This window comes from Streptomyces sp. NPDC012827, from assembly GCF_042900905.1.
GTDB classification, from domain to species: Bacteria; Actinomycetota; Actinomycetes; order Streptomycetales; family Streptomycetaceae; genus Streptomyces; species Streptomyces gulbargensis.
In genome coordinates, this window is sequence record NZ_JBIBBY010000001.1 from 356,053 (window position 1) to 378,380 (window position 22,328).

Here is a 22,328-nt window from a genome sequence, read left to right on the forward strand (position 1 = left end):
CCGGACCACCCCCACCACGATCGTCCGCAACTTGAGGAGCACCGTTGAGCACTCAAGCACCGTCGCGCAGAACAGGGTTCAGACACCGGGCCGCCGCCGGCCTGACCGCCCTGGTCCTGCCACTGGCCGCCATGGTCGGCCTCGCCACACCCGCCGAAGCGGCCACCTCCGCCACGGCGACGTACACCAAGACCCAGGACTGGGGCAGCGGCTTCGGCGCCAGCTGGACCATCAAGAACACCGGCACCACCACCCTCACCTCCTGGACCGTCGAGTGGGACTACCCCACCGGCACCTCCGTCACCTCCGCCTGGGACGCCACCGTCACCAACTCGGGCAACCACTGGACCGCCAAGAACGTCGGCTGGAACGGCACCCTCGCCCCCGGCGCCTCGATCTCCTTCGGCTACAACGGCGCCGGTTCCGGCGCGCCTACCGGCTGCAAGATCAACGGAGCGCCCTGCGACGGCACCAGCCAGCCCGGCGACGCCCTGCCCTCCGCCCCCGGCACCCCGGTCGCCTCGAACATCACCGACACCTCGGTGAAGCTCACCTGGACCGCCGCCACCGACGACAAGGGCGTCAAGAACTACGACGTCCTGCGCGACGGCGCCAAGGTCACCACCACCACGGGGCTGAGCTACACCGACCAGGGCCTGACCGCCGGCACCGACTACAGCTACACCGTCGTCGCCCGCGACAGCACCGACCAGACCGGCCCGGCCAGCGCCGCCGCGAACGTCCGCACCACCGGCGGGGGCGGCGGCCAGCCCGTGCCCAACGCCGTGAAGCTGGGCTACTTCGCCAACTGGGGCGTCTACGGGCGCAACTACCACGTGAAGAACATCGTGACCTCGGGCTCCGCCCCGAAGATCACCCACATCAACTACGCGTTCGGCAACGTCACCGGCGGCAAGTGCACCATCGGTGACGCCTACGCCGACTACGACAAGGCCTACACCGCCGACCAGTCCGTCGACGGCGTCGCCGACACCTGGGACCAGCCCCTGCGCGGCAACTTCAACCAGCTCCGCAAGCTGAAGAAGGCCTACCCGCACATCAAGGTCATCTGGTCCTTCGGCGGCTGGACCTGGTCCGGCGGCTTCGGCCAGGCCGTGCAAAACCCCGCCGCCTTCGCCCAGTCCTGCTACGACCTGGTGGAGGACCCGCGCTGGGCCGACGTCTTCGACGGCATCGACCTCGACTGGGAGTACCCGAACGCCTGCGGCCTGACCTGCGACACCAGCGGCCCCGCCGCCTTCAAGAACATGATGCAGGCCATGCGCGCCAAGTTCGGCCCGAACAACCTCGTCACCGCGGCCGTCACGGCCGACGCCTCCGCCGGCGGCAAGATCGACGCCGCCGACTACGCGGGCGCCGCCCCGTACTACGACTGGCTGAACGTGATGACGTACGACTTCTTCGGCGCCTGGGCGGCGAAGGGCCCGACGGCCCCGCACTCCCCGCTCACCTCCTACCCCGGCATCCCCCAGGCGGGCTTCAACTCCGCCGAGGCGATCGCCAAGTTCAAGGCGAAGGGCGTCCCCGCGAAGAAGCTGCTCCTCGGCATCGGCTTCTACGGCCGCGGCTGGACCGGCGTCACCCAGTCCGCCCCCGGCGGCACCGCGACCGGCCCGGCGGCCGGCACGTACGAGCAGGGCATCGAGGACTACAAGATCCTCAAGGCCTCCTGCCCCGCCACCGGCACCGTCGCGGGCACGGCCTACGCCCACTGCGGCACCAACTGGTGGAGCTACGACACCCCCGCCACCGTCACCTCCAAGATGAGCTGGGCCAAGAACCAGGGCCTCGGCGGAGCGTTCTTCTGGGAGTTCAGCGGTGACACCACCAACGGCGAGCTCGTCGGCGCCATCAACAGCGGCCTGAACTAGCCGCCGCACGACGAAGCGGGGGACGGCGCAGCACGCCGTCCCCCGCTTCCCGCGTTCCTGGTGCCCCTAGGTCGTGTCTTTTGGATCAGGCCGGATCAGGGAGCGGCGTCTGGCGCCGTGCATCGCAAGGCGGAGGAGGGAGTCCATGCGGAGCATCGGCGACCGACGACAACGCTGGGGGCACCTCCCGTGCCCGAAGGGCCACGGGGGAGAGGCGCGGCGCCAGGCGCCGCGAGCCCGGCAAGATCCGAAAGACACGGCCTAGGCCACATTGACCCGCTGGCCCGGAGGCGCCGCCTCCAGCCAGGCCATGAAACCCGTGCGGGCGTCCTCGCTCATCGCGAGCTCCAGCCGCACGCCCTCGTACATGCAGGGCTGGATCACCGCGTCCGAGAGCAGCGCGAGCTCCTCCTCGCCCTCCGGCATCCGGCGCTCCAGGGCCACGATGGCCGAGCGCTCCAGGACCCGGCGGGGGCGGGGGGCGTACGAGAAGACGCGGAACCAGGCGATCTCGTCACCGCTGTAGCGGGCGACGCCGTACACCCAGCCCTTGCCGGTCGAGTCCGGCTCGTCCGGGACGTTCCACCGCAGCGAGCAGTCGAAGGTGCCGCCGGCCCGCTGGATCAGCCTGCGACGCAGGCCGAAGACGAACAGCCCGATCACCACCAGTGCGACGACCAGGCCGCACACGAGCAGAGCGAGGAACATCTTCACCGACCTCCTCGCCGCGTCCCGTGGCCGGCGCCGCCGGCCGAACCGAATACAACCTGCATCTGCATCGCCTCAGCCGCGGCACGGTCTGGAACATTCCAGCCGTGCCGCGGCTGAGGGCACTACTCTCGGCGCGGACCGTCAGCGGGCCGCTACCGCGCGCAGCCGTACCTCGGCGCGCCGCTCGGCGGCGGCGTCCGAATCCGACTTCGCCCGCTCCAGCGCGCGCTCGGCACGCTGGGCGTCGATCTCGTCCGCCAGCTCGGCGATCTCCGCGAGCAGAGACAGCTTGTCGTCGGCGAAGGAGATGAATCCGCCGTGCACGGCCGCGACGACGGTCGCGCCCTCGCTCGTACGGATGGTCACCGGGCCCGACTCCAGCACACCGAGCAGCGGCTGGTGGCCGGGCATGACGCCGATGTCGCCGGAGGTGGTACGCGCGATGACCAGGGTGGCCTCGCCGGACCAGACACTCCGGTCCGCGGCGACCAGCTCGACGTGCAGCTCAGCAGCCAAGGGTGGCTCCTCGGGTCACCACCCGGCGGTCGTGCCGGGTGTTGGGGTCAATTCTAGTGGGCGTGGAGAGGGGGCGGGACGGATCCCGCCCCCTCAGGCGAGCACAGGGCTCAGGAGACGCCGAGCTCCTTGGCGTTCTTCTTGAGGTCCTCGAGACCACCACACATGAAGAAGGCCTGCTCCGGGAAGTGGTCGTACTCACCGTCGCAGATCGCGTTGAACGCGGCGATCGACTCGTCGAGCGGAACGTCCGAACCGTCCACACCGGTGAACTGCTTCGCCGCGTGGGTGTTCTGGGAGAGGAAGCGCTCGACACGGCGGGCGCGGTGGACGACGAGCTTGTCCTCCTCGCTCAGCTCGTCGATACCCAGAATCGCGATGATGTCCTGGAGGTCCTTGTACTTCTGCAGGATGCCCTTGACCCGCATGGCGGTGTCGTAGTGGTCCTGCGCGATGTAACGCGGGTCCAGGATCCGGGACGTGGAGTCCAGCGGGTCCACGGCCGGGTAGATGCCCTTCTCGGAGATCGGACGGGAGAGAACCGTCGTCGCGTCGAGGTGGGCGAAGGTGGTCGCCGGCGCCGGGTCGGTGAGGTCGTCGGCGGGGACGTAGATCGCCTGCATCGAGGTGATCGAGTGACCACGGGTCGAGGTGATGCGCTCCTGGAGGAGACCCATCTCGTCGGCCAGGTTCGGCTGGTAACCCACCGCGGAGGGCATACGGCCGAGCAGGGTCGACACCTCGGAACCGGCCTGCGTGAAGCGGAAGATGTTGTCGATGAAGAACAGCACGTCCTGCTTCTGCACATCGCGGAAGTACTCCGCCATGGTCAGACCGGCCAGGGCCACGCGCAGACGGGTGCCCGGGGGCTCGTCCATCTGGCCGAAGACCAGCGCGGTCTTGTCGAGAACGCCGGCCTCCTCCATCTCGACCATGAGGTCGTTGCCCTCACGGGTGCGCTCGCCGACGCCCGCGAACACCGACACACCCTCGTGCAGCTTCGCCACACGCATGATCATTTCCTGGATCAGAACGGTCTTGCCGACACCGGCACCACCGAACAGACCGATCTTTCCACCCTTGACGTACGGGGTGAGAAGGTCGACGACCTTCAGGCCGGTCTCGAACATCTCGGTCTTGGACTCGAGCTGGTCGAAGGCCGGGGCCTTGCGGTGGATCGCCCAGCGCTCGGCGCTCGCGACCGTGGACGGGTCCTCGTTCAGGACCTCGCCCAGGGTGTTGAACACCTTGCCCTTGGTGACGTCACCGACGGGCACGGTGATCGCGCTGCCCGTGTCGGTCACCGGGGCCTGGCGGACCAGACCGTCGGTGGGCTGCATGGAGATGGTGCGGACCATGCCGTCACCGAGGTGCTGCGCGACCTCGAGGGTCAGCGTCTTGGTGCCCTCACCGGACGGGTCCGGCACCTGGACGTTCAGCGCGTTGTAGATCTCCGGCATCGCGTCGACGGGGAACTCCACGTCGACGACCGGGCCGATGACCCGGGCGACGCGGCCCGTGGCGGCGGCCGTCTCAACAGTGGTCGTCATTACTTGTCACTCCCCGCGGTCGCGTCGGCCAGGGCTGCGGTGCCACCGACGATCTCGCTGATTTCCTGGGTGATGTCGGCCTGGCGGGCCGCGTTGGCAAGTCGGGTGAGATTGGTGATCAGCTCACCCGCGTTGTCGGTCGCCGACTTCATCGCGCGCCGCGTGGCGGCGTGCTTCGAGGCCGAGGACTGAAGCAGCGCGTTGTAGATCCGGCTCTCGACGTAGCGCGGCAGAAGGGCGTCGAGGACGTCCTCCGCCGACGGCTCGAAGTCGTACAGCGGACGAAGGGTGTCCTGCTGGCCGGCCTCCTTCGCCACCTCGTCGAGGCTGAGGGGCAGCAGCCGGGCCTCGACCGCCGTCTGCGTCATCATCGAGACGAACTCGGTGTAGACGATGTGGAGCTCGTCCACGCCGCCCTCGGCCGTGTCCTTCTCGATCGCCTCGATCAGCGGTTCGCCGATCTTCTTGGCGTCCGCGTAGGTCGGCTCGTCCGTGAAGCCGGTCCACGAGTCGGCCAGCTTGCGCTCACGGAAGTTGAAGTGCGCGACGCCGCGGCGGCCGACCACGTAGATGTCGACCCCCTTGCCCTCGCCCTCCAGCTTCCGGATGAGCTGCTCCGCCGCCTTGATGGCGTTGGAGTTGAAGGCGCCGGCCAGACCGCGGTCGCTCGTGAGGAGCAGGACCGCGGCGCGGGTCGGGTTCTCCGCCTCGGTGGTCAGCGGGTGCTTGTCGTTGGCGCCCGTGGCCACCGCGGTCACCGCGCGGGTGAGCTCGGTGGCGTACGGGGTCGACGCCTGCACCTTGCGCTGCGCCTTGACGACGCGCGAGGCGGCGATCATCTCCATCGCCTTGGTGATCTTCTTCGTCGCGGTGACGGATTTGATGCGACGCTTGTAGACCCGGAGCTGCGCTCCCATGAGTCAGGTCCCTTCCGTCGTCACTTCGAGACGTTGACGGCGGAGGCGTCGTCGCCGAGGAGCTTGCCGTCAGAGGTCTCGAACTGCTTCTTGAACTCCGCGATGGCGTCGGCGACGGACTGCAGCGTGTCGTCCGACATCTTGCCGCCCTCACGGATGGAGGTCATGAGGCCCGAGTGGTTCTGGCGGAGGTACGCCAGCATCTCGGCCTCGAAGCGACGGATGTCGGCGACCGGGACGTCGTCCATCTTGCCGGTGGTGCCGGCCCAGATGGAGACGACCTGGTTCTCCGTGGCCATCGGCTGGTACTGCGGCTGCTTCAGCAGCTCGACCATGCGCTGACCACGCTCCAGCTGCGCCTTCGACGCGGCGTCCAGGTCGGAACCGAAGGCGGCGAACGCCTCCAGCTCACGGAACTGGGCCAGGTCCACGCGGAGACGGCCGGAGATCTGCTTCATCGCCTTGTGCTGGGCGGAGCCACCGACACGGGAGACGGAGATACCGACGTTCAGGGCCGGACGCTGACCGGCGTTGAACAGGTCGGACTCCAGGAAGCACTGGCCGTCCGTGATGGAGATGACGTTGGTCGGGATGAACGCCGAGACGTCGTTGGCCTTGGTCTCGACGATCGGCAGACCGGTCATCGAACCGGCACCCAGCTCGTCCGAGAGCTTGGCGCAGCGCTCGAGCAGACGGGAGTGCAGGTAGAAGACGTCACCCGGGTAGGCCTCACGGCCCGGCGGGCGGCGCAGCAGAAGCGACACGGCGCGGTAGGCGTCGGCCTGCTTCGACAGGTCGTCGAAGACGATCAGGACGTGCTTGCCCTGGTACATCCAGTGCTGACCGATGGCCGAGCCGGTGTACGGGGCGAGGTACTTGAAGCCGGCCGGGTCGGACGCCGGGGCGGCGACGATCGTCGTGTACTCGAGCGCACCGGCCTCTTCGAGGGCCGCGCGCACGGACGCGATGGTGGAGCCCTTCTGGCCGACGGCGACGTAGATGCAGCGGACCTGCTTGTTCACGTCGCCCGAGCGCCAGTTGTCGCGCTGGTTGATGATCGTGTCGACAGCCAGGGCGGTCTTGCCCGTCTGGCGGTCACCGATGATCAGCTGACGCTGACCACGGCCGACCGGGGTCATGGCGTCGACGGCCTTGTAGCCGGTCTCCATCGGCTCGTGGACCGACTTGCGCTGCATGACGCCGGGGGCCTGCAGCTCGAGGGCGCGGCGGCCCTCGGTCGCGATCTCGCCGAGGCCGTCGATCGGGTTGCCGAGCGGGTCGACGACGCGACCCAGGTAACCCTCACCGACACCGACGGAGAGGATCTCGCCGGTGCGCTGCACCGACTGTCCCTCCTCGATGCCGCTGAACTCACCGAGAACGATCGCGCCGATCTCGCGCTCTTCGAGGTTCAGCGCAAGACCGAGCGTGCCGTCCTCGAACTTCAGCAGCTCGTTCGCCATGGCCGAGGGAAGACCCTCGACCTTCGCGATACCGTCGCCGGCCAGGCTGACCGTGCCGACCTCCTCGCGCGAGGCCGCGTCCGGCTGGTACGACTGGACGAAGTTCTCCAGCGCGTCCCGGATCTCCTCCGGCCGGATCGTGAGCTCCGCCATCTGGGTTCCCTGCTCTCCTTGTTGGGCCCGAAGTTTCTTAAGGGGTCTGGGGGCCGACCCCCAGGAATCTTCTGCAATCTCTGCACGGCCCAACCGGGCCGCTGTGATGCGTGTTGTGTTGGTGACCGCTGCCGTCAGCCGGCCAGTCGCCGGGTCGCCTCGTCGAGGCGCTCCGCGACGGTGCCGTTGATGACCTCGTCGCCGACCCGCACCGAGATCCCGCCGAGGACCGCGGGGTCCACGTCCAGGTTCAGGTGCATCTCGCGGCCGTACAGCTTCGCCAGTACGGCTCCGAGGCGCTGCTTCTGCAGGTCGGACAGCGGCACCGCCGAGGTGACGACGGCGACCATCCGGTTCCGGCGGTCGGCGGCCAGCTTGGAAAGGGACTCGAGTCCCGCTTCCAGGCTACGTCCCCGCGGCTGGGTCACCAGACGGACGACCAGGCGCTCGGTGGTGCGGTGCGCCTTGCCACCGAGCAGGCTGCGGAGCAGCTCGGCCTTGGCGGTGGCCGTGGCGGCCTTGTCCGTCAGTGCCGAGCGGAGCTCGGTGCTGGAGGACACGATCCGGCCGAAACGGAACAGCTCGTCCTCGACGTCGTCGAGCGCGCCCGTCCGCTGCGCGGCGGTCAGGTCCGCGGTGTTCGCCAGCTCCTCGGCCGAGTCGACCAGGTCACGCGAGCGCGACCAACGGGAGCGGACCATTCCGGAGACCAGGTCGACGGTCGCGCCGCCCACCTGACCGCTCAGGAGTCGCTGCGCGAGCGCGGCCTTGGCCTCACCCGGCTGGGCGGGGTCGGTCAGGACCCGGCGCAGCGACACCTCGCGGTCGAGCAGCGCGGTGACGGAGGCCAGCTCGTCCGCGAGCGTCGTCGCGTCGACCGAGGTGTTGTCGATCAGCGCGTCGAGGGACTCACGTGCGGCGGCCAGTGCCTCGCGGCTCGCTCCGTTCATCGGACGGCCTCTGCCTTCTCCTCGAGCTCATCGAGGAAGCGGTCGATCGTGCGGCTCTGGCGGGCGGTGTCCTCGAGGGACTCGCCGACCAGCTTGCCGGCCAGGTCGGTGGCGAGCTTGCCCACGTCCTGACGCAGCGAGGCGGCCGCGGCCTTGCGGTCGGCCTCGATCTGCGCGTGGCCGGCCGCGATGATCTCCTCGCGCTGGCGCTGGCCTTCCGCCTTCATCTCCTGGATGATCGCGGTGCCCTGCTCCGTCGCCTCCTGGCGAAGACGCGCGGCCTCGTGGCGGGCCTCGGCGAGCTGGGCCTTGTACTGCTCCAGCACACTCTGAGCCTCGATCTGGGCCGACTCGGCCTTCTCGATGCCACCCTCGATGGCCTCGCGGCGCTCGTCCAGAACCTTGTTGATGTTCGGGAGGAGCTTCTTGGCGAGGAAGCCGAAGACGATGACGAAGGCGATCAGGCCGATGACGAGCTCGTCGAGATGCGGGATGAGCGGAGGCTGCTCCTCCGCCGCTGCCGCAAGAAGCAGAGCGTTCACATCAGTGCCTTCCGTAAAGGGGTTGGGCTAGGTCCGGCTTACTTGTAGACGAAGCCCATGACGATGCCGATGAGGGCGAGCGCCTCACAGAAGGCGAAACCCATGATCTGGTTGGTACGGATCAGGCCGGCCGCCTCGGGCTGACGGGCGAGGGCCTGGGTGCCGTTACCGAAGATGATGCCGACGCCGACGCCGGGGCCGATGGCCGCGAGGCCGTAGCCGATCGAGGCGACGTTTCCGTTGACGGCGGCGAGAGTCTCGAGAGCGGACATGCCGGTTCTTCCTTCTCTTTCAAGGACCCGGTGGGGGTTGGCCACCGGACGACTGTTGGTTGGGGGTGGTACTGCCGGGCGGGGCAGGACTCAGTGGTGCTCGGAGAGCGCGCCCTGGATGTAGCTGGAGGCCAGGAGAACGAAGACGTACGCCTGGACGGCCTGGATAAAGAGCTCGAAAGCGGTCATCACGAGGACCATCACGAACGAGGCGCCGGCGTAGACGAAGCCCAGGCCGTTCATGAGGTACCAGGTGGCCAGCGAGAACATCACGATCAGCAGGTGACCGGCGAACATGTTCGCGAACAGTCGGACCGCGTGCGTGAAGGGCCGGATCAGGAGGTTCGAGAAGAACTCGAGGACCACGACCAGGGGAAGGATCGGGCCGAGCGACTTGTCGTAGCCGACGATGTTCTTCCAACCGCCCACGAAGCCGTGCTTCTTGAAGGTGAGCGAGATCCACATGACGTAGACGATCAGCGCGAGCGCGGCCGGGAAGGCGATCAGCGAGGTGACCGGGAACTGGGCCAGCGGGATGATGGACCAGAGGTTCATGATCCATACGAAGAAGAACAGCGACACCATGAAGGGGACGTACTTCTCGCCGTCCTTCTTGCCGATGATCTCGTAGACGATGCCGCGGCGCACGAAGTCGTACCCGGCCTCGCCGACCATCTGCAGCTTGCCGGGGACCAGCTTGGGCTTGCGGAACGCCGCCCAGAAGAACCCGACCACCACGATGGAGCCCAGAATGGCGAGCAGCATCGGCTTGGTCAGCTCGATGCCGGCCACCGTTGCGATGGGCTCGTACATGAACGTGTGCAGGCCCGGCGCCGGGAAGCCACATCCGGTGAAGATGTGGCAATCCGGGTCGAAGGCAAGCGTCTGGTCAGCACTCACCGCGGGCTCCTTCAGCGTGGCGCATAGGTTCGGCAACCTCGTTGTGTCGGCGCGGCACGCAGCCGCGGATCGGCACTGGACTGGTCTTACGGATAAGGGGGCGGCGGTTCGGCATCGAGCCTCGCGCTGGGACAGGCGTTGTTTCCGATGCCCGCGCCCGCAGTGCCGCAGTTGGCACCGGACGATAGCAGGAAGCCGAACGCCTCTTTATCCCGGCCCTACCCTTCACGACTTCGGTCCCGACTTCTCGGGCTCGACGTACATGATTTTGGCCTTCATGTAGGCCCGGGCCTGCGCGGCGACCCACACCACGGTCGTCGCGAGCAGCGTGAAGGCGAAGGCCTTGAAATCGAACAGCTCGGTGTCCTTGAACAAGGCCAGGAAGATGAAGAGAAGCAGCAGCTGGGCCGTGTAGAGCATGAGCCCCATGGCCTGGAACAGCTGCGGGAGCTTCTTCGCCGTCCGCTGGAGGACCACCAGCCCGATCCCCATGAAGAGGATCACGACCAGGGTGCCGACCACGGCACCGAGCGCGCCCTTGCCACCGGCGACCACCCCGCTGACGACCGTGGCGACGGCGCCTACGGCAGCGGTGGGTACGGCGGTGTGCAGCAGGGTGCGTGCGTCGTTGGACGGCATGGCGGTGTCTCCGCTTGCTGGAGGGGGCGATGGTGTCGTCATGGACGAGCGTAAGCCCGGTCCGAGGTGGGTCTCGGGGCCAACGAACCGTCGCACTACGGTTCTTCGGCTCTGTCGCCGGGTCTCGTGAACGGTATCACAAACTATTTGAATAGGTCTTTACCCAGAGGGTGTGCCAACTGTCACACATGAGAGCTACAACGCCCGTGTGTGCAGGACATGGGGGCGACTTGTCTGGTATTGAACCCGAACATGCCGTTCGTCAACTCGGCGTTCCGGCCTTACGCCGGTCCGTGAAGCGCGAGCGGTTGCCGATCGCCGTCGCCCCGTTGATCCCCGCCGGCACCGGGACCCGCTCCTCCGGGGCCGTCCCGGCGACCGGCGCGGGGGCCGCGGGGAGCTTGCGGCGCCGGTAGCGCGGCGGCACGAAGGACTCCGCCCAGCGGGGCGCCCGCGGCGTGAACCGGGGCAGCAGGAGCAGCACCAGACCGACCGCGCTCAGCGCCGTGATGCCGAGGACGATCCACATCGAGGCCGAGTGCACCGAGTACGCGAGCGTGCCGAAGGCGATGAGCGCCGACCAGAAGTACATGATCAGCACGGCCCGGCTGTGCGAGTGGCCGATCTCCAGGAGCCGGTGGTGCAGGTGCCCGCGGTCGGCCGCGAACGGCGACTGCCCCTTCCAGGTCCGGCGCACGATCGCCAGGATCAGGTCGGCCATCGGGATCGCGATGATCGTCAGCGGGAGCAGCAGCGGGATGAAGACCGGCAGGGCGGCGTGCGTGGCCTGCCGGGTCGAGCCCTCGAAGATCTTGAGGGTGTCCGGGTCGACCTGCCCGGTGATCGAGATGGCCGAGGCGGCGAGGATCAGGCCGATCAGCATCGAACCCGAGTCGCCCATGAAGATCCGCGCCGGGTGCATGTTGTGCGGCAGGAAGCCCAGGCACATGCCCATGAGGATCACGGTGAAGAGGGTCGCGGGGGCGGCCGCCTCGATCGTGTAGCCGTACCAGAGGCGGTACGCGTACAGGAAGAAGGCCGTGGCGGCGATGCACACCATGCCGGCGGCCAGGCCGTCGAGGCCGTCCACGAAGTTGACCGCGTTGATGGTGAGCACCACCAGCGCGACCGTGAGGAGCGTGCCCTGCCACTGGGTCAGCGAGACCACGCCCACGCCGGGGATCGGCAGCCAGAGGATCGTCAGCCCCTGCACGACCATCACGCCGGCCGAGATCATCTGCGCGCCCAGCTTGATGAGGGCGTCCAGCTCGAACTTGTCGTCCAGGACGCCGATCAGCCAGATCAGGGCGGCGCCGGAGAGCAGCGCGCGGGGCTCGTTGGACAGCTCGAAGACGCTGTTCAGGTTCTGCAGGTGGTCGGCGACGAGCAGACCGGCGCACAGCCCGAAGAACATGGCGATGCCACCGAGCCGCGGAGTCGGTTCTCGGTGCACGTCGCGGGCGCGGATCTCCGGCATCGCCCCGGTCGCGATGGCGAACTTCCGCACCGGACCGGTGAGCAGATAGGTCACCGCGGCCGTGACACAGAGCGTCAGCAGGTAATCACGCACGGGCTGCCCCACAGGAATCGCTGGCCATCTCAGCCCCACACCCTAGCCGTGCCGTCCACGTGGTCTGAGACATCCGGGCCGCCCGAACGGTTGCGGCCGGGCCCGGTTCAGCGTCCGTACGGGGGAAATCCGCCGGTCAGCTCGCGTACCTCGGCCCGGACGCGGGCCGCCTCCGCGCCGTCGTCCCGCAGCGCGAGGCCGAACAGGGCGGCGATCCGCGCCATCTCCGGAACGCCCATGCCCTGCGTGGTGACGGCGGCCGTGCCCAGCCGGATGCCGCGCCCGTCCCCGTACGGCAGGGCGCAGGTGTCGAGCACGATCCCGGCGGCGGCCAGCCGGGCGCGGGCGGTGCGGCCGTCGACACCGAGCGGGGACGGGTCGGCGGTGACGAGGTGGGTGTCGGTGCCGCCGGTCGTGACCGCGAAGCCCTCGGCCTCCAGGGCGGAGGCGAGAACCCGCGCATGGGTGACCACCTGATGGGCGTACGCGCTGAACGCCGGAGTGGACGCCTCGCCGAAGGCCACCGCCTTGGCGGCGATCGTGTGCATCTGGGCCCCGCCCTGCGTGAACGGGAACACCGCCCGGTCGATCCGGTCCGCCAGCTCCTCGCCGCACAGGATCATGCCGCCGCGCGGACCGCGCAGCACCTTGTGGGTGGTGGCGCAGACGACGTCGGCGTACGGGACGGGGTTCGGGGCCGCCCCGCCGGCGACCAGCCCGATGGGGTGGGCCGCGTCGGCGATGAGGTAGGCGCCGACCTCGTCGGCGATCTCGCGGAAGACGGCATGGTCGAGATGGCGGGGGTAGGAGACGGACCCGCAGACGATCGCCTTGGGCCGGTGGTGGCGGGCGAGCGCGGCGACCTGCTCGTGATCGACGAGACCGGTCTCGGCGTCGACGCCGTACGGGACGAAGTCGAACCAGCGGCCGGAGAAGTTCGCGGGCGAACCGTGCGTGAGGTGGCCGCCGTGTCCGAGGCCCATGGCGAGGACGGTGTCCCCGGGCTTCAGGAGGGCCGCGTAGGCCGCCAGGACGGCCGAGGAGCCGGAGTGGGCCTGCACATTGGCGTGCTCGGCGCCGAAGAGGGCGGTGGCCCGCCGGACGGCGATCCGCTCGGCGGCGTCGGCGTACTCGCAGCCGCCGTGGTAGCGGTTGCCGGGGTAGCCCTCGGCGTACTTGTTGGCGAGCGGGGAGCCGAGCGCGGCGAGGACGGCGGGCGAGGTGAAGTTCTCGCCGGCGATCAGCTGCAGCCCGTCGGCCTGCCGCCGTGCCTCCCCGAGCAGCACGTCGGCGATCTCCGGGTCCTGGCGGCGCAGGACGTCGGCTTCCTCGGCGGGGGGCGCGGTGACCGGCATGGCTGACTCCGGACGTGGAGGGGTGTCACCCCCAATGTAGGCACGCCGCCGCGCCCCCGCCCGTCCACACCGCCCGGCCGTGTCCGAAGCCCTCCCGCGGGCCGTCCCCGGCGCTCCCCCGGAGCCCGGCTCCCGGCGCGCCCGCCGTTCAGCGCTCCCCCGGGACCCCCGTCAGCGCCGTCACGACGGGGTCGAGCGCTTGGCTGATCTCCTCGCCGATGGAACGGAAGAACGTGATGGGGGCGCCGTACGGGTCGTTGACCTCGTCCGCCTCCGCCGAGGGGGCCAGCAGCCACCCGCGCAGGGCGGCGGCGGCGCGGACGAGGGCGCGGGCGCGCTCGACCACACCTTCGCCGCGCGGGTCCGGGAGCGTGGCCGGGTCGATCGCGCGGACCAGGCGGGTGAACTCCTTCAGGGTGAAGGTGCGCAGTCCCGCCGAGTGGCCCATGGAGATGACCTGTGCCCGGTGGTCGCGGGTCGCCGTGAGGACGAGGTCCGCGCGGATGACGTGCTCGTCGAGGAGCTCACGGCCGACGAAGCCGCTGTAGTCCGCGCCGAAGTCGGCGAGGACGAGTTCCGCGTTGGCCTCCATGGGGGCGCCCTCGTGGCCCCAGGTGCCCGCGCTCTCCACGATGAGGCCGCCGAGGGGGTCCCCGGCGTGGCCCGGGGAGCGTTCGCCGAGGCGGACGCTCAGGGCGTGGCGGGTCAGCCGCTCGGTGATCGGCGAGCGGCAGACGTTGCCGGTGCTGACGTGGAGGATGCGGAAGGTGTTGCCGTCGTCGTACCCCGCTATGCCACGCCCCTCAGGGGCGGTCAATTGGCCACCTCGAGGTCGGGTACGACCTTCCGGAGCTCGTCCGGGGACAGCGCGCCCTCGCGCAGCAGCACCGGCACCGGGCCCGTGACGTCGACGATGGAGGACGGGAGGTCGGCGGGCGTCGGGCCGCCGTCGAGGTAGACGGAGACGGAGTCGCCGAGCATCCGCTGGGCGGCGTCGCAGTCCTCCGGTGCCGGGTGGCCCGCGGTGTTCGCCGAGGTGACGGCCATGGGGCCGACCTCGGTGAGGAGTTCCAGGGCGACCGGGTGCAGCGGCATGCGGAGGGCGACGGTCCCGCGGCTGTCGCCGAGGTCCCACGCCAGGGACGGCTGGTGGCGAGCGACCAGGGTGAGGGCGCCGGGCCAGAAGGCGTCGACGAGCTCCCAGGCCTGCTCGGAGAAGTCCGTGACGAGGCCGTGCAGGGTGGTCGGGGAGCCGATGAGCACGGGCGTGGGCATGCCGCGGCCCCGGCCCTTGGCGGCCAGCAGGTCCGTGACGGCCTCGCTGCTGAAGGCGTCCGCCCCGATCCCGTACACGGTGTCGGTGGGCAGCACGACCAGTTCGCCGCGGCGGACGGCGGACGCGGCCTCGCGCAGCCCGGCCTTGCGGTCGGTCGCCTCGTTGCAGTCGTATCGCCGAGCCATCAGCTCCGGACCTCCTCGTACGCGTCGTGCTGGGTCATGGTGTCGCCTTGCGGGCGGTCGCGAAACGCGGCCGGTTGTTCAGGTCCGGGTGGTCGGCGGCGTCGGCCCAGCCGGCCTCCTCGTTGAAGATCCACGGCACCTGCCCGCCCTGGGTGTCGGCGTGCTCGATGACGACGAGGCCGCCGGGGCGCAGCAGGCGGTGGGCCGTGCGTTCGATGCCCCGGATGGTGTCGAGGCCGTCCTCGCCGGAGAAGAGGGCCATCTCCGGGTCGTGGTCGCGGGCCTCGGGCGCCACGTACTCCCACTCGGTGAGGGGGATGTACGGGGGGTTGGAGATGACCAGGTCGACCTGGCCGTCCAGCTCGGGCAGGGCGGTCAGCGCGTCGCCCTGGTGGACGGTGACGCGCGAGCCCTCGGCGTTCCTCCGGGTCCAGACGAGCGCGTCCTCGGACAGCTCGACGGCGTGCACGCGCGAGCGCGGCACCTCCTGGGCCATGGCGAGGGCGATGGCCCCGGAGCCGGTGCACAGGTCGACGATGAGGGGTTCGACCACGTCCATGGCCCGGACGGCGTCTATGGCCCAGCCGACGACGGACTCGGTCTCGGGGCGGGGCACGAAGACCCCGGGGCCCACCTGGAGCTCCAGGTACCGGAAGAACGCCCGCCCGGTGATGTGCTGGAGCGGTTCGCGGGCCTCGCGGCGGGCGATCGCCTCCCAGTAGCGGGCGTCGAAGTCCGCGTCCTTGACGTTGTGCAGCTCCCCCCGCTTGACGCCGTGCACGAACGCGGCGAGCTCCTCGGCGTCGAAACGCGGTGAGGGAACGCCGGCGTCGGCCAGCCGCTGGGTGGCCTGGGCCACCTCGGCAAGCAGCAGGTTCACGCTGGTCCTCCGTGGTGCGGGGGGGTGGGGCTTGAGGGGTGCCTCAGGCCGCGGCGAGCTTCGCCGCGGAGTCGGCGTCGACACAGGCCTGGATGACCGCGTCGAGTTCGCCGTCGAGGACCTGGTCGAGGTTGTACGCCTTGAAGCCGACGCGGTGGTCCGAGATGCGGTTCTCCGGGTAGTTGTACGTCCGGATCTTCTCGGAGCGGTCGACGGTGCGGACCTGGCTGCGGCGCGCGTCCGCGGCCTCGGCCTCGGCCTTCTCCTGCGCGGCGGCGAGCAGCCGGGAGCGGAGGATGCGCATGGCCTGCTCCTTGTTCTGGAGCTGGCTCTTCTCGTTCTGGCAGGAGGCGACGATGCCGGTCGGCAGGTGGGTGATGCGGACGGCGGAGTCGGTCGTGTTGACGGACTGGCCGCCGGGACCCGACGAGCGGTAGACGTCGATGCGCAGGTCGTTGGCGTGGATCTCGACGTCGACCTCCTCGGCCTCGGGCGTGACGAGGACGCCGGCGGCGGAGGTGTGGATGCGGCCCTGCGACTCGGTGGCGGGGACGCGCTGGACGCGGTGCACACCGCCCTCGTACTTGAGGCGGGCCCAGACGCCCTGGCCGGGCTCGGTGGCGCCGTTGCCGCCCTTGGTCTTCACGGCGACCTGGACGTCCTTGTAGCCGCCGAGTTCGGACTCGGTGGCGTCGATGATCTCGGTCTTCCAGCCGACGCGCTCGGCGTAGCGGAGGTACATCCGGAGCAGGTCACCGGCGAAGAGGGCGGACTCGTCGCCGCCGGCACCGGCCTTGATCTCCAGGATGACGTCCTTGTCGTCGCTGGGGTCGCGGGGCACCAGGAGCAGGCGGAGCTTCTCGGTGAGCTCCTCGCGCCGCTTCTCCAGCTCCTTGAGCTCGGCGGCGAAGTCGGGGTCGTCGTGCGCGAACTCGCGGGCGGTCTCGATGTCGTCGCCGGTCTGCTTCCAGGAGCGGTAGGTGGCGACGATCGGAGTCAGCTCGGCGTACCGCTTGTTCAGCTTGCGCGCGTTCGCCTGGTCGGCGTGGACCGACGGGTCTGCGAGCTTCTTCTCGAGGTCGGCGTGCTCGCCGACCAGTTCCTCGACCGCCTCGAACATCGGGGGCTCCTGGGGTTTTCGTCAGTTGCTACGGGACGCCAAAGCGCCGGTCCCGGCCGCCCGCGCGGGGCAGCCGTGGACCGGCGCAGGGGCTCGCTACTTCTTGGCGGAGCCGGCGGCCTTGCCGAAGCGGGCCTCGAAGCGGGCGACGCGGCCGCCGGTGTCGAGGATCTTCTGCTTGCCCGTGTAGAACGGGTGGCACTCGGAGCAGACCTCGGCACGGATGGTGCCCTCGGTCAGGGTGCTACGGGTGGTGAACGACGCGCCACAGGTGCAGCTGACCTGGGTCTCGACGTACTCGGGGTGGATCTCGCGCTTCAAGGTGTCTCCTAGTTTCGGGAGGGCTCCGGGTCGTCGCCGCGGGTTGCGGCCGGACGTGAACCGGGGCCGACGTACCAGTCTGCCAGGACTGGCCGCATCTCCCCAAACCGGGGGGCGGCGCCGGTTATTCCAGGGCTCGTCCGCGGCCGGTCCGGGGCTCGTCCGGGGGCCGCCGGCGGGAGCGGGGGTCAGCGCACGACCCCGTCGGCCTTGCCGGTGGCGGCGTCCCGGGTGGCGGAGGCGGGGACGGGCCGGTCGGCCCTGAGGGCGGCCCAGACCTGCTGGGAGCGGGCTTCGAGCGGGATGACGCGGTTGGGGTCCCGGGGGTCGTAGACGACCGGGAGGGTGATCATGTGCACCTTGTCGGCGCCGATGCCGGACAGGCCGCGCGCGAAGCCGGTGAGCTCCTTGACCGAGTCGAGCTCGGAGTCGGGGGTGATGGCCTTGGTGGCGGCGTCGGCGAGGCCGAGGAGCTTGGTGGGGCTGGTGAACACCCCGACGCTCCTGACCTGGGCCAGGAAGGCCTTCATGAAGGCCTGCTGGAGCTGGATGCGGCCGAGGTCGCTGCCGTCGCCGACGCTCTTGCGGGTACGGACCAGGGCCAGGGACCGCTCACCGTCGAGGGTGTGGGTGCCGGGGGCGAGGTCGAGGTGGCTCTTGGTGTCCTTGATGGCGCGGGTGGTGGTGATCTCGACGCCGCCGAGTTCGTCGATCAGCTTCTTGAAGCCGGTGAAGTCGACCTCGATGTAGTGGTCCATGCGGATGCCGGACATCGCCTCGACGGTCTTGACGGCGCAGGCGGGGCCGCCGGCCTCGTACGCGGTGTTGAACATGGCCCGCCGCGCGCCGGGGACGGTGGCGCCCGTGGAGTCGGCGCAGGCGGGGCGGGTGACGAGGGTGTCGCGCGGGATGGAGACGACGGAGGCCTCGGTGTGGCCCTCGTGGACGTGGACGACCATCGCGGTGTCGGAGCGGGCGCCGCCCTCGTCGGTGCCGTAGGCGGCGTTCTCGCCGGCCCGGGAGTCGGAGCCGAGGACGAGGATGTCCAGGGAGCCGTTGGCGAGGTCGTCGGGGCGGTCGCCGCCCAGCTGGGCGTTGATGTCGACGCCCTGGAGGTTGCCGTCGAGGCGGAGGTAGACGGAGCCGAGGCCGGCGCCGGCGAGGACGAGGACCGCGGCGGCGCCGGCGAGGAGCACGCCGGTGCGGCGGCGTGCGGCGGGCGGCTTGCGGCGGCGTCCGGTGCCGGCACCGGGTATGCGGCCGCTCTTGTTCTGCTCGGTCATCGTCTTCCTTCGGGCCCTGGGTTCACCTTCTGTGACGGCGAAACGCCCGAAAGAGTTGCATACGGACCTGTGCGCCCCCGGTGCGCGAGGGCCGGGAACGCACCGCGCCCGCCGTGCGGAAGCACGGCGGGCGCAGTGGTCGACGCAGGTCACGAGGGCGTCACGGCTCCGGGATCCGGACCGCCGGCCCGGGGGCCGCCCTCGCGCGCTGTGACGCGAGTCTCACGTCAGTCGTTGTTCGAGGCTCCCGGCGTGGTCTTCTGGATCTGCATCAGGAACTCGCCGTTCGACTTCGTCTGCTTGAGCTTGTCGAGCAGCAGCTCGATCGCCTGCTGCTGGTCGAGCGCGTGCAGCACGCGACGCAGCTTCCAGGTGACGGCGAGCTCCTCGCTGCCGAGCAGGATCTCCTCCTTGCGCGTACCCGAGGCGTCGACGTCGACGGCCGGGAAGATGCGCTTGTCGGCGAGCTTCCGGTCGAGCTTGAGCTCCATGTTGCCGGTGCCCTTGAACTCCTCGAAGATCACCTCGTCCATGCGCGAGCCGGTGTCGACCAGCGCGGTGGCCAGGATGGTCAGCGAGCCGCCGTCCTCGATGTTGCGCGCGGCACCGAAGAAGCGCTTCGGCGGGTACAGCGCGGTCGAGTCGACACCACCGGACAGGATGCGGCCGGAGGCGGGCGCGGCGAGGTTGTACGCGCGGCCCAGGCGGGTGATGGAGTCGAGCAGGACGACCACGTCGTGGCCCAGCTCCACGAGGCGCTTGGCGCGCTCGATGGCCAGCTCGGCGACGGTGGTGTGGTCCTCGGCCGGACGGTCGAAGGTCGAGGAGATGACCTCGCCCTTGACCGACCGCTGCATGTCGGTGACCTCTTCCGGACGCTCGTCGACCAGGACGACCATCAGGTGGCACTCGGGGTTGTTGTGCGTGATCGCGTTGGCGATCGCCTGCATGATCATGGTCTTGCCGGTCTTCGGCGGGGCCACGATCAGACCGCGCTGGCCCTTGCCGATCGGCGACACGAGGTCGATGATCCGCGTGGTCAGCACACCCGGGTCGGTCTCCAGACGGAGGCGGTCCTGCGGGTAGAGCGGGGTCAGCTTGTTGAACTCCGGGCGGCCGCGGCCGGAGTCGGCGGCCATGCCGTTGGCGGAGTCCAGGCGGACCAGCGCGTTGAACTTCTCGCGGCGCTCGCCCTCCTTGGGCTGCCGGACGGCGCCCGTGATGTGGTCGCCCTTGCGCAGGCCGTTCTTGCGGACCTGGGCGAGGGAGACGTACACGTCGTTGGGGCCCGGCAGGTAGCCGGAGGTCCGGATGAACGCGTAGTTGTCGAGGATGTCTAGGATGCCCGCGACGGGGATCAGGACGTCGTCCTCGGACACCTGCGGCTCGCCGGCGGCGAACTCGTCACGGCCACGGCGCCCGCGGCGGTCGCGGTAGCGCCCGCGCCGGCCACGGCGGCCGCCGGCCTCGTCGTCGTAACCGTCGTCCTGCGGGCCGGCCTGCTGGGCGCCGCCCTGCTGCTGGCCCTGACGCTCCTTGCGCTGGCCGCCGCCCTGGCCGCCGCCCTGCTGGTCGTCGCCCTTGCCGCGGTCGCGCTGGCGGTCACGGCGGTCGCGGCGGTCACCGCGCTCGCCCCGCTCCCCGCGGTCACGGCGGCCCCGGCCCTCGGCGCCGTCGACGGCGGCCTCGGCCTTGGCGTCGGCGTTCTGGGTGTCCGGCTTGGCCTCGCGGGTCTCGGTGCGGGCCTCCGCCGTACGGGGCTCGGCGGTACGGGTCTCGGTCCTGACGGCCTGGACGGCCTCGGCCTTGGCCTCGCCCTCCGGGGAACCGGCGGGGGCGGTGGCCCTGCGGCGGCGGCGCTCGCCCGCCGGGGCGTCGTCGGCCGCCGGCTGACCCGGGATGTCGATCTGCTGCTGGGCGACGGCCGGCTCGGCCTTCTCCGCCTGCGGCGCGCCGGTCTCGGCGGCCTCGCCCGTACGGGCCTTGGAGGTGGCGCGACGCTTCGGCTTGGTCTCGGCGGCGTCGGCGGTCTTGGCGGCGGCGGGGCCCGAGGCCTGCGCCTCCTTGATGACCTCGATCAGCTGGCTCTTGCGCATCCGCGCGGTGCCCCTGATGCCGAGGCCGGACGCGACCTGCTGCAGCTCGGCCAGGACCATGCCCTCGAGGCCGGTGCCGGAACGGCGGCGCCGTGCGGTGCCGCCACTGGCAGCACCTGCGGCGGGCGCGGCGGTGTCGACACTGTTGTCGGCAGTCACGCCCATCAGATCGGTGGTGTCGCTCACGAAGGGTCCTTCCCTGGAGCGGACGTCGGCCATCTGGCTCGGCGACCGGTTGTGCTGTCCGGCAGGGTCCTGGTTGGTGGACCGTGTCCGGGGCGGTGGTCCCGCCGGGTACGGCGGAAGAGAGAAAACGTGCTGGGGTCCGGCCCGAGCGCCCCCTGCTCGGCCCTCGGCAGAGAGAAGCGAGGGGTGTCGTGCCGGTTCCGGAGCGTGCTCGAAACTGCTCAGGCGGGCTGCTCTGGCAGTTGGGGAGGCTCCCGGAAGAATGGCTGGTCCCTAAGGGGACACTGCGCACCGCGCCACAAAGAGGTCGGGTGCAGACTTGAGGTTAACACTACCGGCTCCAACAAACATTCCCCCTCTCCAACACCGGCAATCACGTGTCCGGCGCCGCCCGGCGTCCGGCAACACCGCGCGCGCCAGGACGTACCCCGCGGATCGCGCCGTCCTGCCGGCCCGGTCCGCGGACGCGCCCTAGGGCGCCAGCGGCAGCACGCTCGCGCCCGTCGCGTCGAGGTCGAGCCGGTTGGCGGCCCATCCCTCGCCCGCGAGGAGGGCGACCTTGTCGGCCGTCCCGTGTTCGGCCAGCGCGAGGACCGTGGGGCCCGCGCCGGAGATGACCGCGGGGACGCCGTCCGCCCGCAGCCGGTTCACGAGGGCGACGCTCTCGGGCATCGCCGGGGCCCGGTACTCCTGGTGCAGCCGGTCCTCGGTGGCCGCGAGCAGCAGCTCGGGGCGGCGGGTCAGGGCCTCGACGAGGAGGGCTGCGCGTCCCGCGTTGGCGGCGGCGTCCACGTGCGGGACGGTGCGCGGCAGCAGTCCGCGGGCGGTCTCGGTCAGGACCGGCTTTCCGGGGACGAAGACCACCGGAACGATGGAATCCGAGGGGTCCATCCTGATCGCCCGGGCGGCGCCGGCCTCGGTCCAGGCGAGGGTGAAACCGCCGAGGAGACAGGCGGCGACGTTGTCGGGGTGGCCCTCGATCTCGGTGGCGAGCTCCAGCAGGGCGGTCTCGTCGAGCCGGGCGTCGCCGCCTATGGTCACGGCGCGGGCGGCGACGATGCCGGCGCAGATGGCGGCCGAGGAGGAGCCGAGGCCCCGGCCGTGCGGGATGCGGTTGGCGCAGACGACCTCGAGGCCGCGCGGCTGTCCGCCGAGCAGGTCGAAGGCCGTGCGCAGGGAGCGTACGAGCAGGTGGCTCTCGTCGCGCGGGAGCGTCTGGGCGCCCTCGCCGGCGATGTCGACGTGCAGCCCGGAGTCGGCGACCCGGACGACGACGTCGTCGTAGAGCCCCAGCGACAGACCGAAGGCGTCGAAGCCCGGGCCGAGGTTGGCGCTGGTGGCGGGGACGCGCACCCGTACGGCGGCGGCGCGGAACGCTGGACCGGCCATCGCTCGATGACTCTCCTTGATTGCGACAACGGGTATTCCAAGAGAAGTGCACGGGAACCCGGGGGACCGTTTCGGCCCGGGGGGCGACAACGGCAACGACACCGCGCATATGCGGCGGGGCGGGTTCGGTACAGCCTATCGAAGGAAGGTTCTGTGGCGACA

21 protein-coding genes are annotated in these 22,328 nt (G+C 70.4%); 1 reads left to right on the forward strand and 20 read right to left on the reverse strand.

Annotated elements, in window-relative coordinates; genetic code table 11:
* Nucleotides 1-44 precede the first annotated feature (44 nt).
* The gene (locus tag ACFY60_RS01550) at nucleotides 45-1,892 is read left to right on the forward strand and encodes a glycosyl hydrolase family 18 protein (protein ID WP_388607702.1); all 1,848 of its coding nucleotides are present in this window, start codon (nucleotides 45-47) and stop codon (nucleotides 1,890-1,892) included.
* 261 nt (nucleotides 1,893-2,153) lie between these two features.
* Here ACFY60_RS01550 and ACFY60_RS01555 read toward each other — a convergent pair whose 3' ends face one another.
* The 20 genes from ACFY60_RS01555 to thrB form a co-directional block, all read right to left on the reverse strand.
* Nucleotides 2,154-2,600 carry a DUF2550 domain-containing protein gene (locus tag ACFY60_RS01555; protein ID WP_309052212.1) on the reverse strand — a complete coding sequence of 149 codons (447 nt, stop codon included), beginning with the start codon at nucleotides 2,598-2,600 and terminating at the stop codon, nucleotides 2,154-2,156.
* A gap of 144 nt (nucleotides 2,601-2,744) precedes the next feature.
* Nucleotides 2,745-3,119, reverse strand: coding sequence for a F0F1 ATP synthase subunit epsilon (locus tag ACFY60_RS01560; protein WP_309052213.1), 375 nt, complete (start codon nucleotides 3,117-3,119; stop codon nucleotides 2,745-2,747).
* Between the two features lie 110 nt (nucleotides 3,120-3,229).
* Nucleotides 3,230-4,669, reverse strand: a complete 1,440-nt coding sequence (gene atpD / locus ACFY60_RS01565) for a F0F1 ATP synthase subunit beta (protein ID WP_388607698.1) — start codon at nucleotides 4,667-4,669, stop codon at nucleotides 3,230-3,232.
* Nucleotides 4,669-5,586 carry a F0F1 ATP synthase subunit gamma gene (locus tag ACFY60_RS01570; RefSeq protein WP_309052215.1) on the reverse strand — a complete coding sequence of 306 codons (918 nt, stop codon included), beginning with the start codon at nucleotides 5,584-5,586 and terminating at the stop codon, nucleotides 4,669-4,671. The genes atpD and ACFY60_RS01570 overlap by 1 nt, the downstream gene beginning before the upstream one ends.
* A gap of 20 nt (nucleotides 5,587-5,606) precedes the next feature.
* Complete coding sequence (atpA, locus tag ACFY60_RS01575) at nucleotides 5,607-7,202, reverse strand: F0F1 ATP synthase subunit alpha (protein WP_309052216.1); 1,596 nt, start codon at nucleotides 7,200-7,202, stop codon at nucleotides 5,607-5,609.
* A gap of 134 nt (nucleotides 7,203-7,336) precedes the next feature.
* Nucleotides 7,337-8,152, reverse strand: coding sequence for a F0F1 ATP synthase subunit delta (locus tag ACFY60_RS01580; RefSeq protein ID WP_388607695.1), 816 nt, complete (start codon nucleotides 8,150-8,152; stop codon nucleotides 7,337-7,339).
* A complete protein-coding gene (locus ACFY60_RS01585) occupies nucleotides 8,149-8,694 on the reverse strand; it encodes a F0F1 ATP synthase subunit B (protein ID WP_309052218.1) in 546 nt (181 codons plus the stop codon). The genes ACFY60_RS01580 and ACFY60_RS01585 overlap by 4 nt, the downstream gene beginning before the upstream one ends.
* A gap of 38 nt (nucleotides 8,695-8,732) precedes the next feature.
* Entirely contained in the window at nucleotides 8,733-8,966 is a 234-nt protein-coding gene (gene atpE / locus ACFY60_RS01590; protein WP_010474382.1) for an ATP synthase F0 subunit C, read from the reverse strand.
* A gap of 90 nt (nucleotides 8,967-9,056) precedes the next feature.
* Nucleotides 9,057-9,866, reverse strand: a complete 810-nt coding sequence (gene atpB / locus ACFY60_RS01595; RefSeq protein ID WP_309052219.1) for a F0F1 ATP synthase subunit A — start codon at nucleotides 9,864-9,866, stop codon at nucleotides 9,057-9,059.
* 225 nt (nucleotides 9,867-10,091) lie between these two features.
* Nucleotides 10,092-10,505, reverse strand: a complete 414-nt coding sequence (locus ACFY60_RS01600) for a hypothetical protein (protein ID WP_388607693.1) — start codon at nucleotides 10,503-10,505, stop codon at nucleotides 10,092-10,094.
* A gap of 262 nt (nucleotides 10,506-10,767) precedes the next feature.
* Nucleotides 10,768-12,075, reverse strand: a complete 1,308-nt coding sequence (locus ACFY60_RS01605) for an MraY family glycosyltransferase (RefSeq protein ID WP_388607691.1) — start codon at nucleotides 12,073-12,075, stop codon at nucleotides 10,768-10,770.
* A 107-nt stretch (nucleotides 12,076-12,182) separates the two neighbouring features.
* A complete protein-coding gene (glyA, locus tag ACFY60_RS01610; RefSeq protein WP_388607689.1) occupies nucleotides 12,183-13,430 on the reverse strand; it encodes a serine hydroxymethyltransferase in 1,248 nt (415 codons plus the stop codon).
* Nucleotides 13,431-13,578: 148 nt separating this feature from the next.
* On the reverse strand, nucleotides 13,579-14,247 hold the full coding sequence (locus ACFY60_RS01615; RefSeq protein WP_309052002.1) for a protein-tyrosine-phosphatase: 669 nt from the start codon (nucleotides 14,245-14,247) through the stop codon (nucleotides 13,579-13,581).
* On the reverse strand, nucleotides 14,244-14,891 hold the full coding sequence (locus tag ACFY60_RS01620; protein ID WP_388607687.1) for an L-threonylcarbamoyladenylate synthase: 648 nt from the start codon (nucleotides 14,889-14,891) through the stop codon (nucleotides 14,244-14,246). The genes ACFY60_RS01615 and ACFY60_RS01620 overlap by 4 nt, the downstream gene beginning before the upstream one ends.
* A 34-nt stretch (nucleotides 14,892-14,925) precedes the next feature.
* Entirely contained in the window at nucleotides 14,926-15,771 is an 846-nt protein-coding gene (gene prmC, locus ACFY60_RS01625; RefSeq protein ID WP_388607685.1) for a peptide chain release factor N(5)-glutamine methyltransferase, read from the reverse strand.
* A 43-nt stretch (nucleotides 15,772-15,814) separates the two neighbouring features.
* Complete coding sequence (gene prfA, locus ACFY60_RS01630) at nucleotides 15,815-16,891, reverse strand: peptide chain release factor 1 (protein ID WP_388607683.1); 1,077 nt, start codon at nucleotides 16,889-16,891, stop codon at nucleotides 15,815-15,817.
* A 96-nt stretch (nucleotides 16,892-16,987) separates the two neighbouring features.
* The gene (gene rpmE, locus ACFY60_RS01635) at nucleotides 16,988-17,212 is read right to left on the reverse strand and encodes a 50S ribosomal protein L31 (protein ID WP_030761597.1); all 225 of its coding nucleotides are present in this window, start codon (nucleotides 17,210-17,212) and stop codon (nucleotides 16,988-16,990) included.
* Nucleotides 17,213-17,400: 188 nt separating this feature from the next.
* Nucleotides 17,401-18,495: an LCP family protein gene (locus tag ACFY60_RS01640; RefSeq protein ID WP_388607680.1), complete on the reverse strand. Its 1,095-nt coding sequence runs from the start codon at nucleotides 18,493-18,495 to the stop codon at nucleotides 17,401-17,403.
* Nucleotides 18,496-18,722: 227 nt separating this feature from the next.
* Nucleotides 18,723-20,777, reverse strand: a complete 2,055-nt coding sequence (gene rho, locus ACFY60_RS01645; protein WP_388607677.1) for a transcription termination factor Rho — start codon at nucleotides 20,775-20,777, stop codon at nucleotides 18,723-18,725.
* 471 nt (nucleotides 20,778-21,248) lie between these two features.
* The gene (gene thrB / locus ACFY60_RS01650) at nucleotides 21,249-22,166 is read right to left on the reverse strand and encodes a homoserine kinase (RefSeq protein ID WP_309055098.1); all 918 of its coding nucleotides are present in this window, start codon (nucleotides 22,164-22,166) and stop codon (nucleotides 21,249-21,251) included.
* Nucleotides 22,167-22,328: the final 162 nt, after the last annotated feature.